Here is a 26,733-nt window from a genome sequence, read left to right as displayed (position 1 = left end):
GTCCGGCGTGTTAATTCTCGCTGTGGCGCCGTTGTTCCGTGTTCTGATGGCGTCATGTCGACCGCCGCACTCCTGAGCTTCACGCTCGTCGCGTTGCTCACCGTCATCACACCGGGCCTTGAGACCCTGCTCGTGCTGCGGACGGCGTTGCTCGTCGGCCGCCGCACGGCCATGGGGGTCGTGGTGGGCAGCACGCTCGGGTGCCTGGTGTGGGCGGCCGCGGGCCTCGTCGGCCTGACGGCGTTGCTGCAGGCGTCCGAGCTGGCCTACGACATCGTGCGCTGGCTCGGCGCGGCCTACCTGGTCTACCTCGGCGTCACGGCGCTGTGGCGGTCGCGCCGGCCCGCCGAGGTCGACGAACCCGCGCCCGTGCCGTCCACCAAGGCGGCCGTGCGGGTCGGTCTGCTGACGAACCTGCTCAACCCCAAGCCCGGCGTCTTCTACGTCTCGCTGCTGCCGCAGTTCCTCCCGGTCGGGGAGCCCGCGTGGGGCGCGGTGCTCGTCGCCATCCACCTCGGCATTGGGCTGGTGTGGTTCCCGGTCCTGATCACGGCGGCCGGCCGGGCGCGTGCTTTCCTTCTGCGCCAAAGGCTTCTGCTCGACCGGCTCTCGGCGTCGGCGCTGGTCGCGTTCGGGGTGAAAACGGCGGCCGACGCGCGCTGACGTGTGATGTGATGAGCCCATGTCGACCGCCGCGCTCCTGAGCTTCTCCCTCATCGCGTTGCTCACCGTCCTGACGCCCGGCCTGGACACGGTGATGGTGCTGCGCACGGCGTTGCTGAGCGGCCGTCGCGCGGCGCTCGGCGTGGTCCTCGGGATCACGCTCGGGTGCATGGTGTGGGCGGTGGCGAGCCTCGCCGGGTTGACGGCGTTGTTGCAGGCGTCCGAACTGGCGTACGACATCGTGCGGTGGCTCGGTGCGGCCTATCTGGTCTACCTGGGCGTCAAGGCGTTGTGGTTGTCGCGCAAGGCCGTCTCGCTCGACGACTCGCGGCCGGTGCCGGGCGCCGGAGCGTCGTTGCGCGTGGGCCTGCTGACGAACCTGTTGAACCCCAAGGTCGGCGTCTTCTACCTGTCGCTGCTGCCGCAGTTCATGCCCGCCGGTGAGCCCGTGTGGGGCGCGGTGCTCGTCACCGTCCACCTCGGACTCGGCCTGATCTGGCTGCCGTTGCTGGTCGTGGTGGCCGGTCGAGCCCGTGCTTTCCTGCTGCGCCAGCGCGTTCTGCTGGACCGGCTGACGGCGTCCGTGTTCGTCGCGCTGGGCCTGAAACTCGCGTTCGACGCGCGCTAGCGTTCGCCGGAGGCGGTGCGGTGCCAGGCCGCGAGCGCACTCCGGTTCGGCAGGCCCAGCTTCACCCGGATGTTGACCACGTGCCGGTCCGCGGTGCGCGGCGAGATGTACAGCCGCGCGCCGATCTGCTTCGACGTGAGCCCCTCGGCGACCAGCCCGGCGATCGTGAACTCCTGCCGGGTCAGCCCTCCCGGCAGCAGCGGCTTCGCCGGGCGGCGCTCGGCCTCCGGCACCGGTTCGAGCGCGAACGCCATCGCCTGGTCCGGGCGCAGGTCCGCGCCGAGCGTCGTGATCACCTGGTAGTCGTCGCCCAGCGAGCGGCGGACGGTCCGGTCGGCGCGGTCCAGCACCCGGTGGAACGGGCTCATGCCGCCGAACGAGATCCGCGAGATCCGTTCCTGCGCCCGCACCGCGCCGAGCAGCCGTGCCGCGCGGTCGAACGCCCCGAGCTCCGCGCACGCGCAGGCGAGCAGCCACAGGCTGAACGGCGCGCCCCACGTGTCGCCGAGCCTCAGCTGGATCCGCAACGCCTCGACCGCGGGCGGGTGCACCTGTGCCGGGTCGCCGTGCAGCAGTTCGTAGAGGCCTCGGTGCCACAGTCCCCAGGCGTGCGACCAGCTCACGCCGTTGTCCTCCGCCTGGCGCGCGAGAGAGGTCGTGGCCTTGTCCGCGGCCTCCGCGTCGAGCAGGAAGCACGTGGCCATCGTGTGCATCAGTTCGGTGATGTAGGTGTCGCCCGGTGAGGCGTACTGACGGCACAACTCGACGACGTGCGCGTACAACGGCACGCAGTCCGGCGAGCCCTCCACGAAGAAGAGGTGCGTGGCCTCGGCGAGAACGAGGTGCACGTCGGTGACCGGCAACCGCGGCAACGCGCGTGCCTCGTGCATGAGCGGGAACGCCACCGCCGAGTCGCCCCGCACCTGGGCCATGTACGCGCTGTGTGCCAGCAACGACGTCCGCAGCGGGGCCTCGGTGATCACCTCGCGCGCGGCCGCGAGCAGGTCCCACGCCTGGCCGAGCATCCCGGCGAACGACGTGAAGCGCGCCCGCTGGACGTTCATCGTCACCGCGGCACCCTGCGCGGCCAGGTCGGGGGTCCGCAGAGCGTGGTGGACCGCCGCGCGGACGTTCGGCCACTCCTCCCAGAGCCGCGCCATCCACAGCGCCTCGTCGGCCGAGAACCACGAGCGGGCGGCCTCGTCCACGAACTCGCTGTAGTGCAGGGCAAAACGCCGCAACGGCTCGTCGTCGTCCGTCAGCAGTCGGGCACCGAACGCCGCCACGGTGGCCGGCAACCGGTAGCGCGTCTCGCCCGTGGCGGCACTTGGCGCTGTGGTGACGAGCGACCAGGACACCAACGCGGCCAACGGTTTCCGCACTTCCGCGTCCGCCACCGCTTCGGCGGCGGCCAGGTCGAAGTCCGCAGGGAACACCGACAGCCGCGCCCACAGCCGCCGTTCTTCGTCGGTGCACTGCCGCGCCACCCACTCGAGCACCTGGTCCAGAGCGGCGGGTGGGGTCGTCCCGGCCGGCACCACGTCGGCCGGCAGCGCGGCCAGCAGCTCGATCGCGAGCGGGACCCGTTCGACGGCCTGGCACAGCGCGGCCACCACGTCCCGGGCCGGCGCCGCGCCGGCCCGGTCCAGGTACAGCTCCACCGCGTCGTCCTCGTTCAGCGGCGGTACGCGCAGCACCTGCTCGCCGTACACGCCGAGCGGTTCCCGCGACGTCACCAGGAGCGTCAGCCCCTCGCAGTCCCGCACGAGGTGGTGCACCAGGTGCCGGACCGCCTCCAGCACTTGGTCGCAGTCGTCCAGGACGAGCAGCAAGTGCTTGTCGTACAACGACTCCACGAGTCTGCCGAGGCCGGCCTCGGGCGAGTTGTCCACGATTCGGAGCTCGGTCGCGACGGTGCGGGCGAGCGCCGCCGGGTCCTCCAGGTGCCCGAGCCGCACCCGCCACACGCCGTGCTGGAACGCCTCTGCCCGTGCCAGCGCACGCCCGGTCTCCACGGCGATCCGGCTCTTGCCCGCGCCGCCCGCACCCGTGAGCGTGACCAGCCGGGCGCGGCGCAGCAGTGCCCCTGTGTCGGCGAGCACCGCCCGGCGGCCGATGAACGTCGTGGTCTGGGCAGGCAGAGTGCCCCGCACGGTCATCGGCGCATCTTCGCCTAGCGGAGCGGAAGTGTGACGGAGAGGATCGGCTCACCACCCTTTCGGTCTAGCGAGTTCGACCATGCGTGGTCACGCGGTCGCGCGTCCTGATGATCATCTTGGTCGCGAGGCGGAGTCCCTGCCGCGCGTTGAGGTGCGGCAGGTACGCGCGGCTCACCGCGTTCGCGATGCGCGGCAGTGCCGCCGAGTCCGGGTAGACCATGAACATCGGCTGGTAGTTGGGCTGGAACTTCGCCTTGAACGCGAACAGCGAGCGGAAGCCGTACACCGGCTCCAGCACCTGCCCGGTGAAGTCCAGGACGCGCTGCAACGCCCGCGGCCGTTCACCCCGGTCCAGCCGGGCGAGCGGTGCCCCGGACAGGCTGAGGAACCGCGCCCCCTCGGCCTGCAGCAGCTGCGCCGCCGAGGCGATCAGGAACTCCATCGAGCCGCGGAACCCGGTCGAGCGCCGGCGCATGAAGTCGAGCGTCCACCCGACCACCTCGCCGTCGGCGTACACCGGCAGCCAGCTCGTGATGCCGTGCACGGTCCGGTCGCCGTCCACGGCCAGCAGGCAGCGGACGCCGTCGCCGGCCAGCTCCTCCAGGCCGCCCAGCGTGAAGCCCATCTCCGGCAGGCCCTTGTCCGCCACCCACTCCGCCGAGATCGAGCGGATCTGGTCCGTGATCGCGTACGGGGCGTCGGCGTAGGAGCACCACTCGGCGGTGATGCCCGCCTTGGCGGCCTTGTTGAACGCCGTGCGCACGTCCTGCCACTTCTTGCCGGTGAAGCTCAGCTCGTCGAGCTCGATCACCGTGTCCTCGGCGACCTGCACCGCGGACCAGCCGAGCCCCTCCACCGCGGCGCGCGTCTCCGCGCCCACGCTGTACAGGCACGGCGTCCAGCCGTTGTGCGCGCAGAACTCGGCGAACCCGCGCACGGCGTCCACCCGCGCCGGACCGATCGGATCGCCGACCGTCAGCGCGATGGTCGCCACCACGCGGTACGCGATGGCCGTCTCCCCGTCCGGCGTGAACCAGTACTGGTTGCCGCGCCACGTCGTCATGTACGACAACGACGACCCGCCGTGCCGCCGCATCAGCTCACGCGCGTGCGCCGCCGACTCCTCGCACTCCGACGGCCACGTGCGCCACGACGCCATCAGCAGCCCGGCCAGCACGATCAGCCAGAACACCACGCCCGTGTACTCGAACAGCAGCGTGCCGACGAACCCCTCGGCCGAGAACCGCAGCGGCACCAGGTCGAGGTAGCCGGGCGGCAGGAACCGCGTCGGCAGGTCCGCGAGCAGCGCGCCGAACCCCGGCTCCGGCGTGAACTGGTCGCGGACCAGGTACCCGCCGAAGACGTACAGCGCCGACAGCAGCGCGACGCTGATCGCCGTGAAGCGCCAGAACCGCACGACGGCGTGCCGGGGCAGACGCACGTCGAAGTGCCTGCGCGTCAACAACAACACGACGATGATCGCGAGCGGTGCCAGCATCGGCACGCCGAACGAGACCGCCAGCTCCAGCATGCTCGCGTCCGGGAACTGCGCCACGTACACGACGTACGAACCGATGAACGCCGCGAACGCCACGTTGAACACGAGCGCCGTCCGCCACGCGAACCGGCGTCCGCGCCGCAGCCCTTCCGCCAGCACGAGCAGCAGCAACGCCGGCAGCAACGACATCACGAGCGCGGGGAACCGCCCGTACGACAGCTGGACCACCATCGTCCGGCACAGCTCGACCGCGTCCGAGGAGCACATCGCGTCGACGTCCTCCTGCACCGGCTGGGCGACCGCGACGACGTCGGCGAACCACCACAGCGGCCCGTTCGGGTACGGCGACATCATCGACACCACCGGCCCGAGCGCCGACGCCGCGAGCAGCAACGCCACCAGCACCCGCGTCTCCTGCAGCGAGCGCGCCTGGTGCACCGGCCCGTTCCTCAGGAACAACGCCCCGACCAGCAACCCGGCCACGCCACCGGACAGTCGGAGCAGGTCTTCGAGCCAACCCGAGTACAGAGTAAGGACCAGCACCGACAAGATCATCAACAGGCGGACGCGCCGCCTCCACAACGGCGGCATCCGGAACGTCAGGGCGAGCACGAGACCCACCCCGCCGGTCGACGGCCCCGCCGCCACCTCGCCCACCAGCGACTCGAGCCAGCCCCAGTGCAGCTCGCCGCCGACCAGCACCAGCCCGATCCCCAGGAACGAGCCCAGCACGTGCGTGGTCAGGAAGATCGCCGAGGTCTTCAGCGCACCGAACTCGCGCTCCGCGAGCGGTCCCACCACGAGCAGCAGGACGGTGGTCGCGACGTACCCGAGCAGGTCCATCGACCACAGCGCCGAGGTCAGCACCGTCCACCAGGGGCTCTCGGGGCCGAACCCCGTGTTCGCCGGCAGACCGTCGCTCGCCTCGGTGATGGCACCGGTCAGCGCGCCGGCGGTCCAGAAGACGATGAGGAACGCGCACGTCAGAGGTGCGCCGCGGACCAGCCGGGCGATCATCTGACCAGTCCTGTCCGCTGCGCGAGCCACGGCAGCGACCCGAAGAGACCCTCCCGTGCCATGTTCCAGTCGTGGTTGTTCGGCAGTTCTTTCCACTGCACGTCCATTCCGGCCTTGCGGCACGCCTCGAACACCTCGGCGTCCGCCTTGCGGTACGTGACGTCGTCGCGGCCCGCGACGACGATGCCCGCGGTCCGCGGGAACTGCTGGCGCGCGAGGACGTCCATCGGGTTGACCCGGACGAACGCGGCCTCGTCGCCGCCGAAAGCCGCCTTGACCGTCTCCTGCCGCGTGCCCAGGGAGGGCTCGGGCTGAGGGGCGAGGGCGATGAAGTTGCCGTACACGTCGGGCGCGCGCACGGCGAGCTGCACCGAGCACGTGGCGCCCTGGGAGAAGCCCGCGACGGTCCAGGACTCCCGGCGCTCGTCCACGGTCAGCCGTTGCTTGATCCACGCGGGCACGTCCCGCGCGAGGTAGGTCTCGACCTGGCCGAGTCGCGAGTCGAGGCAGAGCGGGTTCGCGGTCGAGGTGCCGAGCTGGTCGACCACCACGACGATCGGCGCGAGCCCGTCGTGCTGCCGCGCGTACGCGTCGAGGTTGTCGAGGATCCGGCCGCCGTCGAACCAGTCGCGCGGGCTGCCCGGCTGACCCGCCATCAGGACGATGACGGGCAGCCGCGGCCGCGGCGTCGTGTTGTACGCGGGCGGCAGGTAGATCCACGCCGGTCGCGCCTGGAACGCGCCGGGGATCGCCGCCTCGGACACCGTGCCCTTGTCCGGCAGGGTCGCCGGCCGCTGCCACACGTCGGCGAGCGTCTTGCCCGGCGGCACCTCGACGAACCCGCTGGGCGGGGGAGCGGCGGCGTTCAGGTCGACGTGGTCGTTGCGGAAGACGTCCAGCACGGCCCGCGTCGTGGGGTACTGCCCGAAGTGGGCGTTCGTCGCGACCAGCGCGCTCGTCGTCACGCCCAGCGCGAGGAGCACGCCGAAGACCCGGCCGTACCAGCGACCGGAGCGCAGCCTGATCGCCGCGAGCGTCAGCGCCACGAGCACCGCGCCGAGCCAGACCATCAGCACGACCGGCATCGGCTCCGGCCACGGCTTCCACACGTGGTCGATGAAGAGCGTCAGCCCGGTCACCACGAGCGCGCACGCGAGCACGACGATCGGCAGCACACGGGCCCACCAGGTCCGGTTCTTCCGGATTGCCAGGTAGGCGACGGCGAGGACGGCGGCGGCCGTGGCGAGCTGGGGGATCGGTCCATTTATCAGGGACAGATCCAACGGGCTGAGCATGCCTTCGATGCTTCAGGAAGTCTTCAGGAAGCACATCGGAGATTCGTCTCGGTTCAGAGCCGTGAACATCAGCCTTAAGAATGACAACCCGTCAGCCGCCGGGTGCGTCGCGCCAGGCGTTCGTGAGCACCCGCAGGGCGTCCGGGTGCTCGGCGATCTCCGCGGCGCGGGACAAATCGGACTCCGCCATTCCCAGTTCGCGCAACGAGGTCGCGGCGCCGTGGCGGGTGGCGGTGTCGTGGATGCGACCGGCCAGATCGGACGGTGCCGTGTGCGGTAGCAGTGCCGTGTGCGTGGCGGCGTGCGGCAAAGCGAACGTACCGCCCAAAACGTGCGCGAGCTTGTGGTGCAGTCCCATCGGGACGGACGCGAGGCACGTGCCCGCGAGCCAGGCCGAGGACAGCAGTTCGGTGCGGGCATCCACAGTGGACGGGTTTCCGCTCAAAGCGTGCAAAACGCCCTCGATCGCCTTGGTCGCGATGGCGTCGATCAACGGGTTCTCGTTGCCTCGTGCCGCCACCGCGTGCGCGAGAGAGTTGAGAGCGCTTGTCACCGTGACGTCGAGCGGCAGGTCCAGCGTGAGGTCCACGTCGTAGATCACCGTGTTCGGCTGGATCGCGGCGTCGCGACGGGTCTTCTTCAGCCCCGACGCCGTCTCGCCGAGCACCTGGGTGACCTCGGAGCCCGCGTAGGTGGTCGGCACGATGATCTGTGGCGCCCCGGTGCGCACCGAGAGCGCCTTCGACAGTCCGGTGCTCGACCCGCCACCGACCGAGACGATGCAATCCGCGTCGTGTTCGCGCATCGACGCGAGCGCGCGCTCCGTGATCTCGACCGGCGTGTGCATCGCCGCACCCGTGAACCGGGTGACGAGCAACGAGCCGAGTTCGGCGGCCACCCTGTCACCGCCGTGCCGGGCGATCAGCAGCACCCGCTCCGCGCCCAACTTCTCGGCCTCGGCGCGCACCGAGGAGACGGTGCCGCGGCCGAAGACGACGCGGGTGCGGCCGGGTTCGAAGGCGAAGCTCACGAAGAACGAATATTCGTGAGCGGCGTGCCCGGCGCAACAGCAGAGGGTCAAGCCTTTCGGCTCTGACGGGGCGACTTCGTCACTCCTTAGCGTGAATCTTCATGAAGCGTGTTCGTGTTGTAGTGGCGCTGGCAGGGGCCCTGACCCTGGCGCCACTCCCTGCCACAGCGGCGACACCAGCGTTCAGCCTGTCCGGAGGCGTCACCGCGCCGATCCACTCGATGGCCGACGCGGTCCGCGAGACGGTCTACGTCGACTCCGGGCTCGACCTCGACGGCGACGGCACCCGCGACCGGGTGACGGCCGACATCATCAGGCCGTCCACGACCGGGCGCGTGCCCGTGATCATGGACGCCAGCCCCTACTACCAGAGCGCGGGACGCGGCAACGAGAGCGAGGTCAAGACCTACGACTCCGCCGGTGTGCCGGTGAAGTTCCCGCTCTTCTACGACAACTACTTCGTCCCGCGCGGCTACGCCGTCGTGCTCGTCGACTTCCTCGGCACCAACCGGTCGCGCGGCTGCGTCGACGTCGGCGGGCAGGCGGAGATCGCCTCCGGCACCGCCGTGATCGACTGGCTGAACGGCCGGCGCACCGGCTACTCGACCCTGACCGGCTCCTCCACGAAGTCCGCCTCGTGGTCGACCGGCGCCGTCGGCATGATCGGCAAGTCGTGGGACGGCTCGATCGCGAACGGTGTCGCGGCGACCGGCGTCGACGGGTTGAAGACCATCGTGCCGATCGCGGCCATCAGCTCCTGGTACGACTGGTTCCGCTCGGACGGCGTCGCGTACCCCGGCTACAGCTCGCCGACCGGGCTGGGCTCGCAGTTCGAGAACTCCAACGCGCGCTCTCGCTGCGGTGCGGTGCGTTCGCAGATGACGAACGGCTCTCCTGCCAATGGCGACTACACTGCCATGTGGCAGACACGGGACTTCGTGCGCAACGCGTCGAAGGTGAAGGCCTCGATCTTCGCGATCCACGGGCTGAACGACCTCAACGTGAAGACGCTGCAGTTCGGGCAGTTCTGGGACGCGGTGCCCGCCACCGTGCCGAAGAAGCTCTGGTTCTCGCAGACCGCGCACGTCGACCCGTTCGACTTCCGGCGCAGCGAGTGGGTCCCGACGCTGCACCGCTGGTTCGACCGCTGGCTGCTGAACGTGCAGAACGGCATCGAGAACGAACCGCAGGTGTCCTCGGAGCGCGCACCCGACCAGTGGTCGACCGACCAGACCTGGCCGCCCGCGGGCACCGTCAGCACCGTGCTGCGTCCTTCTTCTTCGGGACTGGGCACGACGCCGGGCACCGGTACGTCGGCGTTCACGGACAACGGCAGCGGCACCCCGTCGAACTGGCTCTCCGGCTCGAACACCGGCAGGACGATCTACTCCACGGCGCCGCTGACGTCGGACCTGCGCATCGCCGGCACGTCGTCGATCACGGTGGGGGTGTCGTCGTCGACCTCGACCGCGCACCTCACGGCGTACCTGGTCGACTACGGCCCGGCGCGCGTGCGGACCGGCGAGGGCATCCGGACGCTCACCACGGAGTCGTGCTGGGGCGAGAGCCGCACGGGTGATGACGCCTGTTACCGCAACACGGAGACCACGGCGGGCAACGTCGACGCGCAGATCATCGCGCGCGGCTGGGCGGACCTCGCGAACTACCAGTCGCTCACGACCCCGCGCACGATCACGCCGGGGACCAAGTACCGCATGACGTTCCGACTGTCCACAACGGACTGGTTGGTCCCGGCCGGCCACCGGCTCGGCCTGGTGATCGGCGGCACGGACACCACCGCGATCGTGCGGCCGAGCCAGCTGCCGAGGCTGACCGTCGACCTGGCGGACACGTCGGTGCGGATCCCGCTGAAGGGCTCGGTGCCGGCCGCCTCGCCGGCTCCGCTGGTCGCGAGCAGCGTTTCCGCTGGTACGAAGAGCGCACTGGGCTAGCGATCCGCACTGTCGGTGCTGCTCGCTAGCATCGGCGGCATGGTGTCAACCGACGGTGTCGATCTCGGGGACGCGCTGCAGGTCCTGCAGCGCGTCTTCGGGTACCCCGAGTTCCGCGGCGACCAGGCCGCCATCGTCGAGCACGTGATCGCGGGCGGCGACGCGCTCGTGCTCATGCCCACCGGCGGCGGCAAGTCGCTGTGCTACCAGGTGCCCGCCCTCGTGCGGCCCGGCACGGGCGTGGTGATCTCGCCGCTCATCGCCCTGATGCAGGACCAGGTCGACGCGCTGCGCGCCCTGGGCGTGCGCGCGGGCTTCCTGAACTCCTCGTTGTCCTGGGACGAGCGCAGGATGGTCGAGGCCGAGTTCGTCAACGGCGAGCTCGACCTGCTCTACCTGGCGCCGGAGCGGCTGACGTCCGAGGCCACCCTGAAGCTCCTCGAGCAGGGCGAGATCGCGCTGTTCGCGATCGACGAGGCGCACTGCGTCTCCCAGTGGGGCCACGACTTCCGGCCCGACTACCTCTCGCTCACGCACCTGCACGAGCGCTGGCCGAAGGTCCCGCGCATCGCCCTCACCGCCACCGCGACCGAGGCGACGCGCAAGGAGATCCTCACGCGCCTGGAGCTGAGCGAGGGCCGCCAGTTCGTCTCGAGCTTCGACCGGCCGAACATCCAGTACCGGATCGTCGCCAAGAAGGAACCGAAGAAGCAGCTGCTCGACCTGCTGCGCGGCGAGCACCAGGGCGACGCCGGCATCGTCTACTGCCTGTCCCGCGCCTCCGTCGAGAAGACGGCGGAGTTCCTGGTGGCCAACGGCATCCCCGCCCTGCCGTACCACGCGGGCCTCGACGCGTCGGTCCGCCAGCGCAACCAGGCGAGGTTCCTCCGGGAGGACGGCCTGGTCATGGTCGCCACCATCGCGTTCGGCATGGGCATCGACAAACCGGACGTCCGCTTCGTGGCCCACCTCGACCTCCCGAAGTCCGTCGAGGGCTACTACCAGGAGACGGGCCGAGCGGGCCGCGACGGCCTCCCGTCCACCGCCTGGCTCGCCTACGGCCTGCAGGACGTGGTCCAGCAGCGCAAGATGATCGAGTCGTCGGAAGGCGACCTGGCCTTCCGCCGCCGCTCGCAGGCCCACCTCGACGCCATGCTCGCCCTCTGCGAGACCGTGACGTGCCGCCGCACCAGGCTCCTCGAGTACTTCAACGAGTCCGGCGTGCCCTGCGGCAACTGCGACACCTGCCTCACCCCACCCGAGGCCTGGGACGGCACCGTGGCCGCGCAGAAGGTCCTCTCGACCGTCTACCGCCTGCGCAAGGAGCGCAACCAGAAGTTCGGCGCAGGCCAGAGCATCGACATCCTGCTGGGCCGCAAGACCGCCAAGGTCATCCAGTTCGACCACGACCAGCTCAGCACGTTCGGCATCGGCGAAGACCTGAACGAGAGCGAGTGGCGAGGCGTGGTCCGCCAACTGCTCGCCCAAGGCCTCCTGGCGGTGGAAGGCGAGTACTCCACCCTCGTCCTCACCGAGGCGAGCGCCGACGTCCTGGCCCGCAAACGCGAAGTGAAGCTGCGCAAGGACCCCACCCCCACCCGCTCGACCACGAGGACCGCCTCCACCTCGTCCACCAGCACCAAGGCGAAGGTCGACCTCACCCCAGAGGCCACCCCGCTCTTCGAGGCACTGCGCGAATGGCGAGCCACCCAGGCCCGCGAACAGGGCGTCCCGGCCTACGTGATCTTCCACGACGCCACCCTGAAGTCCATCGCGGCCTCCCGCCCCACCTCCCTCTCCGCCTTGGGCGGCGTCAGCGGCGTGGGCCAGGCCAAGCTCACGAAGTACGGCGACCAGATCCTGGAAGTGGTGGCAGCAGGCGGCCCAGCCCCCACCACCGCCCCTGTGGCGGCACCACCCCAGGCCAAGCCCAAACCCAAAACCACCAGCACCGGCGGCGCCGCCTGGGGCTCAGGCGACGCGGCAGACGAATGGCCAGAACCAGAAGAGCCAGACGAGCCAGACGAGCCCACAGACTGGTAACACCAGACAGCGCTGCCAGGCCCCTGGCAGCGCTCGCCTCGCACAAGCGCACGCCCAACCCCGAGGCGATCAGTGCCCGCCTGGTCGCTTCGCCAGCGCTTCCGCCACGCCTCCGCTCGGCTACGCCGCATCCTTGCCGCGCCGCACCCCCGACCGACGCTTCCGCCTCGCAGAAGCCGACCCTGTCGTCACGCTGGTGCGTTCCCCCGCCTCACCCAGTCGGCATCCCATCCCGACGGTGTCTGCCCACCGCACGTCCGGCCCGTGCCACATCGACCCGGTGCCGCCTCGCCTCGGCACCACTCGCCTGCCCCGCCCCGCGCCACCGCGCCCGCCTGACTCGCGCCGGGCCACCGCCTCGCCCGGCCCGCGCCACCGCACTCGCCTCGCCCAACCTGCGCCACCGCACTCGCCTGCCCCGGCCCGCGCCAACGCACCCGCCTGCCCCGCGCTGGGCCACCGCCTCGTCCTACGCTCGCCACTTCCACCGCCCGCCCAACCCGCGTTCCCGCCGTCTCCGCCCACGCGTTCCCTCCCGACCCACCCTCGCCCCGCCCCGTACCCCAGCCACCGGCCGCCCGGCCCCACACCCTCCCGGCGCGTGCGTGGACGCGAACCCGTCAGGTCACCATCTCGATCTGCACCCGCTTGATCAGGTTCCTGCCCGACTCCCCGACCAACCCAAAAGCCGCGCTGTTCAACACCACGCACGACGGTCCGACCCCGACGATCGGCACGGTCGTCTGCTTCCCGTTGTCCAGGTTGGTCACCCGCACCGAGGTCCCCACCGGCAGCTGCGACGAGAACGCCCCCGGTGCCCCGCCGACCGCCGACAACCCCACGGTCGCGCCATCGCACACGACTTGCCCGACCGTTCCGGAAGGCCGCACCCGTGACGCGGGTGTACGCGTGGTGGTGGAGGGCGCCGGCGCGTTTCCCACGATCTCCACCCGAATGCGCTTGAGAACGCTTTCCACGCCTCCCTCACCGGTTTCGGCGGACCACAGGGAATCGAGCGCCGCGGTGTTCAGCACCGCGCAGCCGTTCGCCGGACCCGTGACCGACACCGTGATCGCGCGATCGTTGGCGGGATTCGTCACGCGCAGCAAAGTGCCCTGCGGAAATTTGTCCGACAGCACCGTCGCCGGGCCTTTGGCGTTGACGGTTCTCACCTGCTGCCCGCTGCACACCTCCTTGCCCGCCACTCCCGGCTGGGACGACGAGGCACCGGAACCGGCTAGAGCAAAGGCTGTGCCCCCGATGGCCGCGGCGACCGAGAAGGCCCCGACTCCCGCGATCCAGCCCTTCGACCAGCGCATGCGCAACACCCGACCTTTCTGTCAGGCCGTACGGCCCGCAGATCGGGAAGGTTCAACGGCGCGTGGCGCGGACCAGGGCCGTCGGATCGCACGACGCCAGGTGGTCGCGCAGGGCGACGTGGGCGAAGCGGTACTCGCCGTCGACGCGGGTGAGCAGCAGGCGGTCCTGGGCGAGGTGCAGCAAAGCCTTGCGGCGGAACGACAACTCGCCCAGCGACAGGGGGCGCGTGATGCCCTCGGCGGCGACTTCGGCGAGTGCGTCGAACGGCCAGACGTAGTCGCGGGCGGCGGTCGGGGTGACCAGCAGACCCAGCGCTACTCCCAGTGCGGTGCCCCACGAGCCCAGCGCGCCCATCCCGCCCGCCAGACCGACCAGGCCCGCCAGGGGGACCGCGGGCTGGACCCACCACGGGCGACCTTGGCGCATGCGTTGCTGTTGTCCCGGACGCACCGTGCGCCACACGCGTCCCACAGCTGCCGCGAAGATTCCGCCCGCCACGCCTGCGGAGAAGCCGAGTCCCATTCCTGCCAGCACCTCGTAGGGACCGGTCCAGATCATCGCCACACCCGGCGCGATGGCGATCAGAAGTGCCCACGGCACGGGTGCGTCACCTGGAATGAAACCCAACGCCAAGAAGAACGACGCCACCACCACGAACACGTACGCCACGAAGTACGGCCACGGCGTGCCGATTCCGCCGAGCCACAAACCGGCGAGGCCCACGAGCAATCCCGCGAGCACACCGGCCAGGAATCCCAGTATCGCGGTCAGAATGCCGTGCGCGCGTCCGGGCGGGTGGAAGACGTGGGGGAGTTTGTTGACGAGCACCAGCAAGGCGGACGCAGCGGCCACAAACGCCACGGCGGACCACAAGCCCAGGCGCAGACCCGTCATGAACGCGACGGCGCACATGCCTCCCGCGTACGCCGCGGGCACGGCGCGCACGAACAGCAACCACAGCGGACGCGTCGGAAGCAGCGGAAGCCACGCACGGCGGTGTGGCATGTGCACGGGGGCGCCGAGGTCCGGGCGGTCCAGCCGGGCGAGGAACTTCAACGCGCGAATGGTCGGGCCTGCACCGCGTTGGCCGGAAAGCCTTTCCACGACGAAAGAACCCACGAAGTCCGAGCCGATCGTGTCGACCTGCTTGTCCAGGTGCGTCAACGCGAGCAGGTTCAGCGCCAGCGGCGAGTCGAGGCCTTCCCAGATCTCCGGGGTCAGCGCCGACTCCAGGCTGTCGAGCCGGGGACTGACCGACGCGATGTACTTGAGGACCTGCCCGCGCGACAGCGGTTCGACCGACACCGACGGCAGGTTCTCGATCGCACGCGTCGACGTCACCACGGAGGCGAACGGGGCGAGCTCGGACTCGCAGTGCGCGCGGTCGACGCGCGGCACCTCGTCCAGGCCGTCGATGAGCACGGCCACCCGCTCGCGGCGCAACCAGATCGTGCCGGCGGAACGGCTGATGCCGTAGCGGCGGTTCATCTCGCGCAGCAGCCACGCCGTGAACTCCGTCGGCTTGCGCGTGCCGTACGCGCGCCACGTCGCCAAGTCCACGACGACCGGAATCGGTGCCTCGGGGTCGTCGCGTGCGCGTTGGACCAAGGTCAGGCAGAGCTCTCGCAGCAGCGTCGAGCGGCCGCTGCCCACCGGGCCGATCAGCACCACCGTGTGGCCGAGGCGGTCGTAGACGGCCTCCAAGTCGGAGGAGGAGACTTCCTCACCCTCGACACGCACGGAGATCGTCGGCTGCTTCAAAACGCCGAGCTTGATCTGCGTCTGCGCCGCCAACGACGCCGCGATCAGCGCTTTCACCCGCGACTCGACCCGCGCGAGCGCGGCGGTGCGGCTGCTCGTCTCGTGGCCGCGGACGCGTTCCCAGATCGCGAGACCAACCGCGATGAGCACCATGACGCCCACGGCGGGCCACAGCCAGCGACCGAACTCGCCGATGAACTCCGGCACTGCCCCGCCGGTGCTCACGCTGATCGCCGCCGGGAGCAGCAGCACGACGGTGACCAGGCACAACGCGGCCAACGCGGTCAGCCGTGCCGCCCTCGTCACCCCGCTCGGATCCACCTTCACCTCCGCGATCCCGGCGAACGACGGTAACCGTGTCGCCGGGATCGCGGAAGTGAATCCGATCAGGCTTAACTCACACGCGAACCAACCGCCTGTGCCGCCTCAGGAGCCCACTCTGAGTAGGTCCTGTCACTGTTGCTGCTGGCCGCCGAAGTTCCGCAGACCTTCCTTCAGCTTCTCCTCGCCCTTGTCGATGTGCTCGGAGTGCTTGCCGCCGGTCTTGTCGTCGGCGAACTGACCTGCGCGCTCGACGCCGTCGTCCACCTTGTCGCCGTGCTGGCCGACGAGGTCCTTGGCCTTGTTCTTCAGTTCATCGAATCCCATGGCTGTATTACCTCCCTATGCAGTTCGGTTACCCCGTCTCGGATCCGGTACACGTCACTGGATCGAGTGAAGTAGTGCGGCCAGACGCAACTGGATCGAGTGAAGTAGTGCGGCCAGACGCACTCGTGCCACGGCCACGGGCACATGCAGGGGCCACTCGACTCCGAGCGAGATGATCGCGAGCCACGCGTAGGCCTGCCTCCAAGTGATCAGGCGGCTGAGTCCCTTGCGGGTCGGACCGATCGCACGCGACACCACCTCCACACCCGCCGACACGCGTTCTCCGGCACCATTCGAGAGCACACCCTCCACATCGGACGGTGTGGCAACTGCCCGAGATCGCCGCCTCGGCCTGGGAGACCAGGATGGTCGGCTGAAGTAGGACCGCAACCGGTCTGGGGACAGAAGTCCTTTCCCTGCATGGAAACCAGAACTCGAGCTATGAACAAACTCCTGCTGCTGATTCCCGTGCCGGCGCTCACCGCATGCGGCCCGAAGGGCTACACCTGCGGCGAGTTGACGCTCAGCGTCCCCGGTGGTGCGTCCCGGTCCGAGACCATGAAGCCGCAGTCGGGCCGAACTCCACGTGGAGAACGAAAGAGATCACCGACAACTGACCGGTCGTGTGATCCGTTAACCCTTGCCCGTCCGCCTCCGGCTCCACTAGGAAACGCGCATGAGGCGAATCGCAGCTGGACTGGCAGTGGCGGCGCTGGCCGTGGGTGTCATCACGACGGGCACCGCGTCCGCGGACGTGCAGACGGCGCGGCCCGACTGCGGCTACACCGCGACCCCGGAGGAACCCGCGGCGCGTCCGGTGTCCATCCCGCACGACCCGTGGTTCACCAAGGGCAAGGTCCTGGTCAAGGTGAAGACCAACCAGGGCGACATCCCGCTGGTGCTCGACCGCTCCAAGGCCGCCTGCACCGCGCACAGCTTCATCCACCTGGCGCACCGCGGGTTCTACAACCAGACCGAGTGCCACCGGCTCACCGCGTACCCGACGCTGAAGGTGCTGCAGTGCGGCGACCCGTCCAACACGGGTGAGGGCGGCCCCGGCTACAGGTACAAGGACGAACTGCCGACCGACCTGCAGCCCGCGCCGAACGACCCGACCGGACAGCGCCGCATCTACCCGCGCGGCACGCTCGCCATGGCGAACGCGGGACCGGACACCAACGGTTCGCAGTTCTTCCTGGTGCAGTCGGACTCGATCCTGCGGCCCAACTACACCGTGTTCGGCCAGATCCTGCCCGAGGGCCTCCAGACCCTGGACAAGATCGCAGCCGGCGGCATCGCGGGGGAGAACCCGCTCGACGGCCGCCCGAACGTCAAGTCCGAGCTGAAGTGGGTGCTCCCGCTCGGGATCTAGTGCGAGGCCCAGCCCTGCAACGCGCCGTAGAAGGCGTCCGACAGCCGCCGGACCACTTGGTCGTCAGGTAGTCCGGCGGTCTTCGTCAGGTCGAGGATCTCGCGCGGGTCGAACAACGCGTTGTGCAGAAACCGTGCCACGTTCAACAAAGCGTCGGGGAGCGCCAGTTCGATCAGCACGCCGCGCAACGCCGGGTCCCACGCACTGCACGTCAGCGCCGCGATCTCCTCCGCTTTGTGGAGCCGTTCCAGAATCCCGCGCTGGAGCGAGAACCGCACTATCACCGGCCCGTGCACGTTCTGCAGCTTCACCCAGCGCGTGGCCTGGTGCTCGAACAGTTCCTTGCCGGTCTTGCGAGACCGTTCACCGTGCTCGGCCAACGACGCTATGACGTCCTCGTGGTAAGCCACCACGAGCGCTTCCACGGACGGAAAGTGCCGATACGCCGTCGCCTGGGAAAGCGCCGCCTTGCGCGCGATGGAGTGCATCGTCGCCGTTGCTGGTTCAGCCCGCAGGACGTGCGTTGCGGCATCCAGCAATCGCTTGCGGTTGCGACGCGCGTCACTGCGGCTGTTTGTCTCCTCCGGCAGAACGTCCTCCCACCCGCGAACCCCGTTGCGGAGTGCAGGATAGGGCGAACGATCAACGGAATGCGGCGATTCCGGTCAACGCGTGGCCGATGGATAGCAGGTGGATGTCCGAAGTGCCCTCATAAGTAAGTACGGATTCCAGGTTGTTGGCGTGACGCAAGGGCGAGTACTCGAGCGAGATGCCGTTCGCGCCGAGGATGGTCCGGCTTTCCCGGGCGATCGCGATGGCCGACTCGACGTTGTTGTACTTGCCGACGCTGATCTGTTCGGGCTTGAGCGTGCCTGCCTCCTTGCGCCGTGCGAGGTGCAGTGCGAGCAGCATCGCGTTGCTGACCTGCACCGTCATGCTCGCGAGCTTGCGCTGGGTGAGCTGGAAACCGGCGATCGGCTGGTCGAACTGGATGCGCGTTCCGGAGTAGTCGAGCGCCGCCTGCAACGAATCCCGCGCGGCACCGACGGCTCCGAACACGATCCCGAACCGCGCCTCGTTCAGACAGGTGAGCGGAGCGCGCAGGGAAGTCGCGAGTGGCAGCCGGGCGCTTTCCGGCAACCGCACGCCCTCCAGCACCAACTCGGACGTGACGGATGCTCGCATTGACAGCTTCTGCGTGATGTCCCGCGTCGAGAATCCGGGCGTGCCCCGAGGAACGAGGAATCCTCGAATTCCCTCCTCGGTCCGCGCCCACACCGTCGCGACATCCGCGAGACCACCGTTCGTGATCCACATCTTGGTGCCGTCGAGCACCCAGTCCCCGCCGTCGCGCACGGCCCGCGTGCGCATGCCGGACGGGTTCGAGCCGAAGTCCGGTTCGGTCAGTCCGAAGCAGCCGATCGCGTCACCGGCGGCCAGGCGCGGCAGCCACTCCTGCTTCTGCTCCTCCGACCCGTACTTCCAGATCGAGAACATCGACAGCGACCCCTGCACGGACACGAAGCTGCGGATGCCGCTGTCCACGGCCTCCAGCTCCAGGCACGCCAGCCCGTACGCGAGGGCCGACGTCCCCGCGCACCCGTACCCCTCCAGGTGCATGCCCAGCACGCCGAGTTTGCCGAGCTCCTGCGCCAGTTCGCGCGGCAACGTGCCCGCCTCGAACCACGAGGCCACGTGCGGCCGGACGTGATCGGACAGGTACGCCGCCACGGTGGCCTGGATGTCACGTTCCTCGTCGCTCAGCAACGACGGGATGTTCAGCAGCTCCAACGGGTCCGGCACGTCACTGCTCCAGCTTCGGCGGGCGCAGCCGGTAGGTGACCGGCGTGCGCGACAGGCGGATGGGGTTCGCGACGAGCGTCATGTCGTCGATCGTCGCGGTCGGGGCGAGGTCGAGCGACTCGGCCAGTGCGAACGCGTGCGCGACATCGTTGACGGGCCCGCACGGCACGCCCAGCGGCGTGAGCGTCTCGAACCAGTGCCGCGCCGGTCGAGTCCGCAGCCGCCCCGCGAGCACCTCGAACAACTCGTCGACGTTCTCGACCCGGTCGGAGTTCGAGACGAACCGCTCGTCGGTGGCGAGCTCCGGTACATCCAGCACCGAGCACAACCGGCGGAACTGGCGGTCGTTGCCCACCGCGAGCACGATCGGCTGATCGGCCGTCGGGAACACCTCGTACGGCGCGATCGACGGGTGCCGGTTGCCCATCGGCTTCGGCACCGAGCCCGCCAGCGTGAAGCCCGCGCTCTGGTTCACCATGCTGGACAACAACACCGTCAACAGGTCCAGCTCGACGAGCTGCCCCAGCCCGGTCGCCTCCCGGTGCCGCAGCGCCGCCAGGATCCCGACGCACGCGTGCAACCCGGTCAGCACGTCGACCAGCGCCACACCCGTCTTCACCGGCTCGTACGGACCGGGCCCGGTCACGCTCATCAACCCGCCGACCGCCTGCACGACCAGGTCGTAGCCGGGCAGGTCCGCGCCCTTGCCCGAACCGAACCCGGAGATCGAGCAGTAGACCAGGTCGTCCCGCCCCAGCGACTCGTAGTCCAGACCGAACTTCTTCATCGTGCCGGGCTTGAAGTTCTCGACCACGACGTCGGCCCGCGCGATCAGCTCGCGCGCCTCCTCCCGACCGGCCTCGGTGGACAGGTCGATCTGCACCGACGTCTTGTTCCTGTTGACGGACAGGAAGTACGTCGCCTCGTCCTCGTAGTGCGGCGGACCCCACGTGCGGGTCTCGTCGCCCCGGCCGGGCAGCTCGACCTTGACCACCTCGGCGCCGAGGTCGCCCAGCACCATCGTCGCGTACGGCGCCGCGAGCACCCGGCTGAAGTCCGCGATCACCACGCCTTCGAGGGAGCTCATGCCTTCCACCTCCGCGTCGTCGTTGTCACCTGTGGTCTGCTTTCTCTTGTGCGGTGTGAGCGCATGCCTCTGCCGCGGGGCTCGTGACGTCCGCTCCGTCGCGCCGGCACGCCTCGCACTCCGCTGGTCTTGTGCACACGACTTGGGCTGAGGCTGGTGGCCGACGCGCATGTTCGTGTTGCCGGGCAAGCGATGTCGGCGTGGCGCGCTCGCGTCTCACCGGCACGCGTGACACCTGCTCTAGCGCACGCTTCTGTTGCGGGGCAGGCAGAACCCGCGTGACGTGCACCCGCGCTCTCGCACCCACTTCCGCACGCTTCTGCTGCGGCGCAGGCGAAGCCCACGCCACCACGCGCGCTCACGCGACCCGTCCGCGCAGCTTCATCGCGGCCAGTACGCGTTCCTGCGCCAGCTCCCGTGCCGCAACGTGCGTCGTGGTGCCACGGCTTCGCGCCTCGGCGATGATGGTCGCCGCGTTCGTCCTCAGCTTCGAGGACACGGCCTCCAGCACCGTCGCGGGATCCACCGGGAACGGCGAGTACCGCGCGTCCATGCCGTACGCCGCCGCGACCACGCCGCCGGCGTTCGCGATGAAGTCCGGCACGACCGTGATCCCGCGCGCCGCGAGCACCTCCTGCGCCGCAACGGAAGTCGGCAGGTTCGCGCCCTCGACCACCAGGGTGGTGTCGAGCTCGCCCGCCAGCTCCGCGTCGATCACGTCCTGCAGAGCTGCCGGCACCAGCACGTCGCACGGCACCCGGAGCTCGGTGCCGAGTGGGTGGACGGCGCCGTACTCCCGCACCGCGAGGTCGCCGAACTCGCCTCGCAGCTTCAGCAGTCGTACGACATCCAAGCCGCCGGGATCCACCACGGCGCCGTGCACCGACGACACGGCCACGACGACCGCGCCCAGTTCCGCGAAGCGCTTGGCCGCCGCGGCACCCACCGCGCCGAAACCCTGGATCGCCACGCGTGCGCCGCGCAGCTCCCGCACCTCGTCCGCCACCTCGGCCACGCCGTACCCGGTGACGCCCAGCTCGTCGTACGGAAGACCGCCGAGTTGAGCCGGTGCGCCCATCATAGCGCCGCGGTCCGACAGTTCGTCCTGGACGATCGCGGCGTCCCGTTCGGTGAGGCCCATGTCGAGGCCGAGCACGTACTCGCGCGGCACCTCGTTGGAGAGCTTGCGCGCGAACGCCCGCAGCGCCGCCTCCTTGCCGGGAGAAGAGGGATCGAACGCGATCCCCGCCTTGGCGCCCCCGAAGAACAGGTCGACGCCGGCCCACTTCCACGTCATAACGCGCGCGAGACGGGCGATCTCCGCGACCGTTATGTGCAGGCTCATCCGCGTGCCGCCCTTGCCCATGCCGCGCGCGGTGTTGTCGATGACGAGCACGCCCTTCATGCCGGTGCGCCGGTCGGACACGCAGACGACCTTCTCCGGCCCCCACTCGTCCATGAGCTCGAGAACGTCCATCACATTCCTCACACGCAGTTGAGTTCCGGCCGGGCCTGGTCGGCGGCGAACCTGGCAGCGTCCAAACTGGACACGTCGACGAAGGGCTCGCGGCCGAGCACGAGGTCGCGCACGACCTCGCCCACCGCGGGCCCCTGCAGGAAGCCGTGTCCCGAGAAGCCGGTGGCGTAGAAGAACCTGCCCACCGAACCGATCAGCGCGTTGTGGTCCGGGGTCACCTCGTACAACCCTGCCCACCCGTCGCGCACGCCCACGTCCAGCAACCTCGGCGCACGCCTGGCGATCGCCTCGGTGAGGCGCGGCAGCCACGCGTCGGACATGTCCAGCTTGAAGCCCGGTGTCTCGTCGGGGTCGGACATGCCGAACAGCAGTCCCCGCCCCTCGCGGTGGAAGTAGAAGGTGCTGTCGAAGTCGATGGTGAACGGAGTCACTCGATCGTGTAGCTCCGGCATGGGTTCGGTGAACATGATCTGCCGCCGCAGCGGGGAAACCGGCAGGTCAACGCCCACCATCGCGCCGATCTCCCGGGACCAAGCACCCGCCGCGCAGACCAGATTCCGCGCGTGAACGGTCCCTTCGCTCGTCTCGACGCGAAAAGTGTCGGACTCCGTCCCTACTATCGATTCCACGGTAGTTCTGGTGTGGAAGCGGACCCCGAACCGGCGGGCCGCGGTGGCATAGCCCAGCACGACGGACTCAGGCGTGCAGTGTCCGTCGTCGGGCGAGTAGGTCGCCGCGAGCAGACCGTCCGCTTCGATCAGCGGCGAGATCCGCCGAGCCTCCTCGACAGTCAGCATGCGGCTGCGCACGCCGAGGGAGTTCTGGAGATCGACGTTGCGCTCGAACGCCGTGACGTGTTCCCGAGAAGAGAGGAGGAACAGGTAGCCGACCTGGTGCAGATCGATCTCCTGCCCGGGCCGCTGCGGAAAGCGCTGGAACAGTTCGATGGATCGAGCTCCGAGCCTGATGTTCAGTTCGTCGGAGAACTGGGCGCGCACTCCACCCGCTGCCTTGCAGGTGGAGCCGGACCCCAGTACGTCCTTCTCCACGACCACTACGTCCCGGACGCCTGCCTCGGCGAGGTGGAAGGCGATGGATGTGCCCATCACCCCGCCGCCGATGACGACGACCTCTGCCTGAGCGGGCAGCTCAGGTGAGGCGGTAGTCAAGGTTCGCCTCGATCGCGAGAGTGTCCATCTGCGCTTTCTGCAGCTTCCCGGAGTAGTCCCAGTTCATGGACTGCCAGCGGGTGAACTGGTCGAGCACCCACACGCCCGACTGCCGGGAGCCGTTGCCGCTCTTGCCGTTGCCGCCGAACGGCAGGTGCGCCTCGGCCCCGGACGTCGAGTTGTTCACGCTGACCATTCCGGCGGAGATGCCGGCGCGGAACCGGAAGGCCTTGTTCGGGTCCGTGGTGTAGATCGAGCAGGAGAGGCCGTAGCCCGGCTTGTTGCCGAGCTCGATCGCCTCGTCCAGGTCCGAGTACCTCATGACGCCGACGATCGGGCCGAACGTCTCCTGCAGGAACAGTTTGTCGTCGGCACGCACACCGGACACGATTGCGGGGTGGTAGAAGAAGCCGTTCTCACCAGTGAAGCCGTCGCGCGGGCTGGTGACCGAGATGCGGCCGGTCGGGCCGTGCACCTGGTGGTGCTCGCCGATCCAGCCGAGGTACTTCTCGTACGCCAGCGCGAACTTCTCGTCCAGCAGCGGTCCGTAGAGGACATCACCGGTCGGGTCGCCCACGGTGGCGCCGCCGACGGCCTCGACGAACCGGGTCAGGAACTCGTCGTACACCGACTCGTGCACGATCGCCGTGCCGAGCGAGGTACAGCGCTGGCCCGCAGAGCCGAAGCCGGCGAACAGCGCGCCCTGCACGGCCAGGTCCAGGTCGGCGTCCTCGGTGACGACCATCGGGTTCTTGCCGCCCAGTTCCAGGCACGGCGTCTGGAGGTGGCGTCCGCACAGTTCGCCGATGCGCACACCGACCTCGCTGGAGCCGGTGAAGCCGACCTTGTCGACGAGTCCCTGCCGCAGCGACTGCTCCAGGCCGGTGTACGTCTCCGCCCCCTCGGCGAAGACGATCTCGAACACGCCTGCCGGGATGCCGGCGGCCTGGAACACGTCGTAGAAGGCCTGGGCCGATGCGGCCGAGTACTCGGCGGGCTTCCAGACTACGGAGTTGCCGCAGAGTAGCGCCGGGATGATGTACCAGGACGGCACCGCGACCGGGAAGTTGCCGGCGGTGATGATCGCCGCGACGCCGACCGGGTTGCGGAACGTGAAGAGCTGCTTGTCCGGCATCTCCGAGGGGACCGTCTGCCCGTAGAGGCGCCTGCCCTCGCCGACGAAGAAGTTCGCGGTGTCGACGATCTCCTGGACCTCGCCGCGAGCCTCGGCGATCGGCTTGCCGATCTCGCGGGTCACGAGCTGGGAGAGGGGTTCGAAGTTGGCCTCGACCAGGCGGCCGATGTTGCCGATGACCTGGCCTCGCACGGGTGCGGGCACACGAGCCCACGCGCGTTGCGCTGCCTTGGTCCGCTGGGCGGCGTCGACGAAGTCGCGGCTGGTCCCGAGCTCGATCTCGGCGACCACGTCGGAGGTGTTCGACGGGTTCGTGGAGATGTAGGGCATGCATCCACCCTGGTAGGTGGGCTGCGGATGCGCCAGAGGTCGCAGAATGAAACCTCGCGGCGTCGAGCATAAGCTGCACTGGTGCTCAACCCGGTTCATCTCCGCACGCTCGTCGAGGTCGTGAAGACGGGGTCCTTCGCCGAGGCGGCTCGCCGGCTCGGGTACACGTCGTCGGCCGTGTCGCAGCAGATCTCGGCGTTCGAGCGGGCGGTCGGTGTGACGCTCTTCGAACGTGAGGCGCACTCGATCAGGCCGGCCGCCGCGGCGCTGCTGATCGCCGACCGCGGTGGCGAGCTGCTCGCCGCGATCGACGGGTTCGAGCACGAGGTGAAGGCGATGGTGCAGGGCCTGCGCGGGCGGCTGCGGATCGGCACGTTCCCGACGGCCAGTTCGCGGGTGGTGCCGAAGGCGCTGGCGAAGTTGCAGGCCGGGTTGCCGGGGGCCGAGATCCGCCTCGACGAGGCGGAGCCGGACGACGTGCTGCCGCTCGTGCTGTCCGGCGAGCTCGACCTCGCGCTGGTCTACGCGTACGACCTCGTGCCGCGCACGTGGCCGGACGAGCTGACCGTGCTGCCGTTGCTCGACGAGTCGCTCCTGGTGATGGTGCCGAGTGATCACGCGGCCGCGAGGAACAACGTCAGGCTCGAAGATCTGAAAGACGAACGCTGGATCGCCTCTCGCGACGGAACGTCGGGCGCGACCTGCCTGACGCGGTTGTGCGCGGCGGCGGGGTTCGCGCCGCGGATTGCTTTCCGAAGCAACGACTACGAGGTCGTGCAGTCGTTGGTGGCGGCTGGTGTCGGGGTCGCGCTCGTGCCCGCGCTCGGGCACAAGGAGCTGCCGGGGACACACGCGATGCCGTTGCGCCACAAGCCTTTGCGCAGGCACGTGCACGTCGTCCACCGGACCGCGAACACGAACCCGCTGTTGCGCGACGCGGTGAAAGCGCTGCAGGAGGTGTGCCAAAACACCGTAGGCGGCTACATAAGTCAGCCATGATGGAGAAATGGGGGAACTCGGCGGCGACAGGGCGCTGGCTGGGATCCGGAGCTGGGGCTCGCCGGATCTGAGAGCGCACGTCAGACAATTGATCGACAGCACCGAACCGGGCGTCGAGGAGGTCATCCTCAACGCTCTCGACGACGCGGGGCCGGCGCGTCCGCTGCTGTGCCGGGTGCTCGCCGAACGGGACCCGCACCGCGATCCCGACTACGCGCTCCGGTACTTCCGCACGCGGACGGACAGCCTGGTCGGCCGCTGGCTGGGGCGGCAGGTCTACCGCAGTCCCTGGGTGTGGCTCTACGGCATCACGAGGCTGCACGAGGTGAGTCCGGTCGAGCGCATCGTGCCGGACGCGACGAACTGGTTCGCCGGTCGGCGCCAGGTGGCGGTCGTGGCGCTGGGCGACACCGCCGATCCGGCCGCGCTCCCGCCGGTCATCGATCGGCTGCGGGACGAGACGTGGTCGGTTCGGTTCCAGGTCGCCGCGGCGCTCGCGCACCCGATGCTGCGCGAGCGTCTGTTGTGGTCCCGCGAGACGCTCATGCCGCTGGCGGGCGCCATCGTCGACAAAACGCCCTCGACGGTGTCGTGGCGCCTCTGGTACCGCTGTGGCAGGGTGACGACAGATGAGCGTTGGTCAGCGGAGGAAGCGGTTCTTCGTGGAGCGGGTGCTCACGTTGGCCCTCTACTCGGGGATCACGTTGTTCACCGCGCTGGTGCTCTGGCTGCGCACGACGTTCTGGGTGGCGTTCGCGTGGTGGGTCGGCGGCCATCTCCTGTTGTTCGCCGGCATCGCGTACGTCGAACTGCGGGACAGGTGGCGGGCTCGCCGGGGCCGGGCGGGCTGATGGTTACTCGCCGGTCTGTCCGTCCGCGAGTTCGCGGAGCAGGTCCAGGTGACCCACGTGGCGTGCGGTCTCCTGTGTCACGTGGGCGAGGATCCAGCGGACGGTGCGGTCGCCGTCCGCTGCCGTCGCGTCCGGGCTGAGCGCTTTCATCGCCTCGGCGTTCGTCCACTCCTCGCGGTAGGCCTGGATGAGCGATGCCGGGGTGTCGTCGGGGTCGAGGTTCCAGGACGGGTCGGGGTCGCCCTGCCACAGCGACGGCAGGTCGAGTCCCGCGCCCGCGATGCAGAGCCAGTACCGCTCGACGGCGGTGAGGTGCTTGAGCAGGCCGAGTGCCGTGAGCTTCGGGGACGTGGCGATCGGGGCGGCCGCGGCCTGTTCGCGGGTGAGGCCGTCGACCTTCAGCACGGCGGTCTTGCGGAGGAAGTCGAGGAACTGCCACGCGAGCGCGGTCTCGTCGGTCGCGAGCTTTTCGGGCCAGGATCGGGTCACCGGGCGA

22 protein-coding genes are annotated in these 26,733 nt (G+C 69.6%); 7 read left to right on the top strand and 15 right to left on the bottom strand.

From position 1 onward, the window contains the following. Window positions 1–54: 54 nt before the first annotated feature. Window positions 55–663, top strand: coding sequence for a LysE family translocator (locus ABZX02_RS32380; RefSeq protein ID WP_355303876.1), 609 nt, complete (start codon window positions 55–57; stop codon window positions 661–663). A gap of 19 nt (window positions 664–682) precedes the next feature. Continuing rightward, complete coding sequence (locus tag ABZX02_RS32375) at window positions 683–1,291, top strand: LysE family translocator (protein WP_355303874.1); 609 nt, start codon at window positions 683–685, stop codon at window positions 1,289–1,291. Here ABZX02_RS32375 and ABZX02_RS32370 read toward each other — a convergent pair. The 4 genes from ABZX02_RS32370 to ABZX02_RS32355 form a co-directional block, all read right to left on the bottom strand. Beyond that, the gene (locus tag ABZX02_RS32370; RefSeq protein ID WP_355303872.1) at window positions 1,288–3,450 is read right to left on the bottom strand and encodes a LuxR C-terminal-related transcriptional regulator; all 2,163 of its coding nucleotides are present in this window, start codon (window positions 3,448–3,450) and stop codon (window positions 1,288–1,290) included. The two genes, ABZX02_RS32375 and ABZX02_RS32370, sit on opposite strands and share 4 nt — an antisense overlap. 64 nt (window positions 3,451–3,514) lie before the next feature. Beyond that, window positions 3,515–5,965: a DUF2156 domain-containing protein gene (locus ABZX02_RS32365; RefSeq protein ID WP_355303870.1), complete on the bottom strand. Its 2,451-nt coding sequence runs from the start codon at window positions 5,963–5,965 to the stop codon at window positions 3,515–3,517. Next, the gene (locus ABZX02_RS32360; RefSeq protein WP_355303868.1) at window positions 5,962–7,260 is read right to left on the bottom strand and encodes an alpha/beta hydrolase-fold protein; all 1,299 of its coding nucleotides are present in this window, start codon (window positions 7,258–7,260) and stop codon (window positions 5,962–5,964) included. The genes ABZX02_RS32365 and ABZX02_RS32360 overlap by 4 nt, the downstream gene beginning before the upstream one ends. A 91-nt stretch (window positions 7,261–7,351) precedes the next feature. Beyond that, entirely contained in the window at window positions 7,352–8,290 is a 939-nt protein-coding gene (locus ABZX02_RS32355; RefSeq protein ID WP_355303866.1) for a maleylacetate reductase, read from the bottom strand. 101 nt (window positions 8,291–8,391) lie between these two features. Here ABZX02_RS32355 and ABZX02_RS32350 point away from each other — a divergent pair, with 101 nt between their 5' ends. Together ABZX02_RS32350 and recQ are read left to right on the top strand one after the other, a co-directional pair. Further along, window positions 8,392–10,242, top strand: a complete 1,851-nt coding sequence (locus tag ABZX02_RS32350; RefSeq protein WP_355303864.1) for a Xaa-Pro dipeptidyl-peptidase — start codon at window positions 8,392–8,394, stop codon at window positions 10,240–10,242. A 39-nt stretch (window positions 10,243–10,281) separates the two neighbouring features. Beyond that, window positions 10,282–12,285, top strand: coding sequence for a DNA helicase RecQ (gene recQ / locus ABZX02_RS32345; RefSeq protein WP_355303862.1), 2,004 nt, complete (start codon window positions 10,282–10,284; stop codon window positions 12,283–12,285). 620 nt (window positions 12,286–12,905) lie between these two features. On the opposite strand, the gene ABZX02_RS32340 is transcribed toward recQ, so the two are convergent. The 3 genes from ABZX02_RS32340 to ABZX02_RS32330 all read right to left on the bottom strand — a co-directional run bounded on the left by ABZX02_RS32340 (window position 12,906) and on the right by ABZX02_RS32330 (window position 16,014). Next, window positions 12,906–13,604, bottom strand: coding sequence for a hypothetical protein (locus ABZX02_RS32340; RefSeq protein ID WP_355303860.1), 699 nt, complete (start codon window positions 13,602–13,604; stop codon window positions 12,906–12,908). A gap of 52 nt (window positions 13,605–13,656) precedes the next feature. Next, window positions 13,657–15,687, bottom strand: coding sequence for an NACHT domain-containing protein (locus tag ABZX02_RS32335; RefSeq protein ID WP_355303858.1), 2,031 nt, complete (start codon window positions 15,685–15,687; stop codon window positions 13,657–13,659). Window positions 15,688–15,819: 132 nt separating this feature from the next. Continuing rightward, window positions 15,820–16,014, bottom strand: coding sequence for an antitoxin (locus tag ABZX02_RS32330; protein ID WP_355303856.1), 195 nt, complete (start codon window positions 16,012–16,014; stop codon window positions 15,820–15,822). Between the two features lie 676 nt (window positions 16,015–16,690). Here ABZX02_RS32330 and ABZX02_RS32325 point away from each other — a divergent pair. Beyond that, window positions 16,691–17,386: a peptidylprolyl isomerase gene (locus tag ABZX02_RS32325; protein WP_355303854.1), complete on the top strand. Its 696-nt coding sequence runs from the start codon at window positions 16,691–16,693 to the stop codon at window positions 17,384–17,386. Here the strand turns inward: ABZX02_RS32325 and ABZX02_RS32320 are convergent. From ABZX02_RS32320 to ABZX02_RS32295, 6 genes are all read right to left on the bottom strand, one after another. Next, on the bottom strand, window positions 17,383–17,925 hold the full coding sequence (locus ABZX02_RS32320) for a TetR/AcrR family transcriptional regulator (RefSeq protein WP_355303852.1): 543 nt from the start codon (window positions 17,923–17,925) through the stop codon (window positions 17,383–17,385). The two genes, ABZX02_RS32325 and ABZX02_RS32320, sit on opposite strands and share 4 nt — an antisense overlap. Before the next feature lie 103 nt (window positions 17,926–18,028). Beyond that, window positions 18,029–19,189, bottom strand: coding sequence for an acyl-CoA dehydrogenase family protein (locus ABZX02_RS32315; protein WP_355303850.1), 1,161 nt, complete (start codon window positions 19,187–19,189; stop codon window positions 18,029–18,031). 1 nt (window position 19,190) lies between these two features. After that, a complete protein-coding gene (locus tag ABZX02_RS32310; RefSeq protein ID WP_355303849.1) occupies window positions 19,191–20,276 on the bottom strand; it encodes a CoA transferase in 1,086 nt (361 codons plus the stop codon). 358 nt (window positions 20,277–20,634) lie between these two features. After that, the gene (locus tag ABZX02_RS32305) at window positions 20,635–21,753 is read right to left on the bottom strand and encodes a Glu/Leu/Phe/Val dehydrogenase dimerization domain-containing protein (RefSeq protein ID WP_355303847.1); all 1,119 of its coding nucleotides are present in this window, start codon (window positions 21,751–21,753) and stop codon (window positions 20,635–20,637) included. A gap of 8 nt (window positions 21,754–21,761) precedes the next feature. After that, window positions 21,762–22,901, bottom strand: a complete 1,140-nt coding sequence (locus ABZX02_RS32300; protein WP_355303974.1) for an FAD-binding oxidoreductase — start codon at window positions 22,899–22,901, stop codon at window positions 21,762–21,764. 1 nt (window position 22,902) lies between these two features. Next, window positions 22,903–24,387 (bottom strand): aldehyde dehydrogenase family protein, encoded by a 1,485-nt coding sequence (locus ABZX02_RS32295; protein WP_355303845.1) that lies wholly within the window; start codon window positions 24,385–24,387, stop codon window positions 22,903–22,905. Window positions 24,388–24,468: 81 nt separating this feature from the next. On the opposite strand from ABZX02_RS32295, the gene ABZX02_RS32290 reads away from it, so the two are divergent. Further along, window positions 24,469–25,386 (top strand): LysR family transcriptional regulator, encoded by a 918-nt coding sequence (locus tag ABZX02_RS32290; protein ID WP_355303843.1) that lies wholly within the window; start codon window positions 24,469–24,471, stop codon window positions 25,384–25,386. A gap of 300 nt (window positions 25,387–25,686) precedes the next feature. On the opposite strand, the gene ABZX02_RS32285 is transcribed toward ABZX02_RS32290, so the two are convergent. Beyond that, the gene (locus tag ABZX02_RS32285; RefSeq protein ID WP_355303841.1) at window positions 25,687–25,827 is read right to left on the bottom strand and encodes a hypothetical protein; all 141 of its coding nucleotides are present in this window, start codon (window positions 25,825–25,827) and stop codon (window positions 25,687–25,689) included. Window positions 25,828–26,015: 188 nt separating this feature from the next. Here ABZX02_RS32285 and ABZX02_RS32280 point away from each other — a divergent pair, with 188 nt between their 5' ends. Continuing rightward, window positions 26,016–26,237, top strand: coding sequence for a hypothetical protein (locus ABZX02_RS32280; RefSeq protein ID WP_355303839.1), 222 nt, complete (start codon window positions 26,016–26,018; stop codon window positions 26,235–26,237). A gap of 3 nt (window positions 26,238–26,240) precedes the next feature. On the opposite strand, the gene ABZX02_RS32275 is transcribed toward ABZX02_RS32280, so the two are convergent. Further along, window positions 26,241–26,726: a DinB family protein gene (locus ABZX02_RS32275; protein WP_355303835.1), complete on the bottom strand. Its 486-nt coding sequence runs from the start codon at window positions 26,724–26,726 to the stop codon at window positions 26,241–26,243. Window positions 26,727–26,733: the final 7 nt, after the last annotated feature.

The sequence above is a fragment of the Lentzea sp. NPDC003310 genome, assembly GCF_040610935.1.
Lineage (GTDB): Bacteria > Actinomycetota > Actinomycetes > Mycobacteriales > Pseudonocardiaceae > Lentzea.
Note: the sequence above shows the minus strand (reverse complement) of the source record. Positions and strands in the feature narration are given on the sequence as shown.

What these genes read in the sequence shown, in the direction of transcription:
- ABZX02_RS32380 (WP_355303876.1), top strand. Translation starts at nt 55, where the DNA reads ATGTCGACCGCCGCACTCCTGAGCTTCACGCTCGTCGCGTTGCTCACC.
- ABZX02_RS32375 (WP_355303874.1), top strand. Translation starts at nt 683, where the DNA reads ATGTCGACCGCCGCGCTCCTGAGCTTCTCCCTCATCGCGTTGCTCACC.
- ABZX02_RS32370 (WP_355303872.1), bottom strand. Translation starts at nt 3,450, where the DNA reads ATGACCGTGCGGGGCACTCTGCCTGCCCAGACCACGACGTTCATCGGC.
- ABZX02_RS32365 (WP_355303870.1), bottom strand. Translation starts at nt 5,965, where the DNA reads ATGATCGCCCGGCTGGTCCGCGGCGCACCTCTGACGTGCGCGTTCCTC.
- ABZX02_RS32360 (WP_355303868.1), bottom strand. Translation starts at nt 7,260, where the DNA reads ATGCTCAGCCCGTTGGATCTGTCCCTGATAAATGGACCGATCCCCCAG.
- ABZX02_RS32350 (WP_355303864.1), top strand. Translation starts at nt 8,392, where the DNA reads ATGAAGCGTGTTCGTGTTGTAGTGGCGCTGGCAGGGGCCCTGACCCTG.
- recQ (WP_355303862.1), top strand. Translation starts at nt 10,282, where the DNA reads ATGGTGTCAACCGACGGTGTCGATCTCGGGGACGCGCTGCAGGTCCTG.
- ABZX02_RS32340 (WP_355303860.1), bottom strand. Translation starts at nt 13,604, where the DNA reads ATGCGCTGGTCGAAGGGCTGGATCGCGGGAGTCGGGGCCTTCTCGGTC.
- ABZX02_RS32330 (WP_355303856.1), bottom strand. Translation starts at nt 16,014, where the DNA reads ATGGGATTCGATGAACTGAAGAACAAGGCCAAGGACCTCGTCGGCCAG.
- ABZX02_RS32325 (WP_355303854.1), top strand. Translation starts at nt 16,691, where the DNA reads ATGAGGCGAATCGCAGCTGGACTGGCAGTGGCGGCGCTGGCCGTGGGT.
- ABZX02_RS32310 (WP_355303849.1), bottom strand. Translation starts at nt 20,276, where the DNA reads ATGAGCTCCCTCGAAGGCGTGGTGATCGCGGACTTCAGCCGGGTGCTC.
- ABZX02_RS32305 (WP_355303847.1), bottom strand. Translation starts at nt 21,753, where the DNA reads ATGGACGTTCTCGAGCTCATGGACGAGTGGGGGCCGGAGAAGGTCGTC.
- ABZX02_RS32295 (WP_355303845.1), bottom strand. Translation starts at nt 24,387, where the DNA reads ATGCCCTACATCTCCACGAACCCGTCGAACACCTCCGACGTGGTCGCC.
- ABZX02_RS32285 (WP_355303841.1), bottom strand. Translation starts at nt 25,827, where the DNA reads ATGACCGGCGGGAGCGCGGCCGGATCGGCGGTGTCGCCCAGCGCCACG.
- ABZX02_RS32280 (WP_355303839.1), top strand. Translation starts at nt 26,016, where the DNA reads ATGAGCGTTGGTCAGCGGAGGAAGCGGTTCTTCGTGGAGCGGGTGCTC.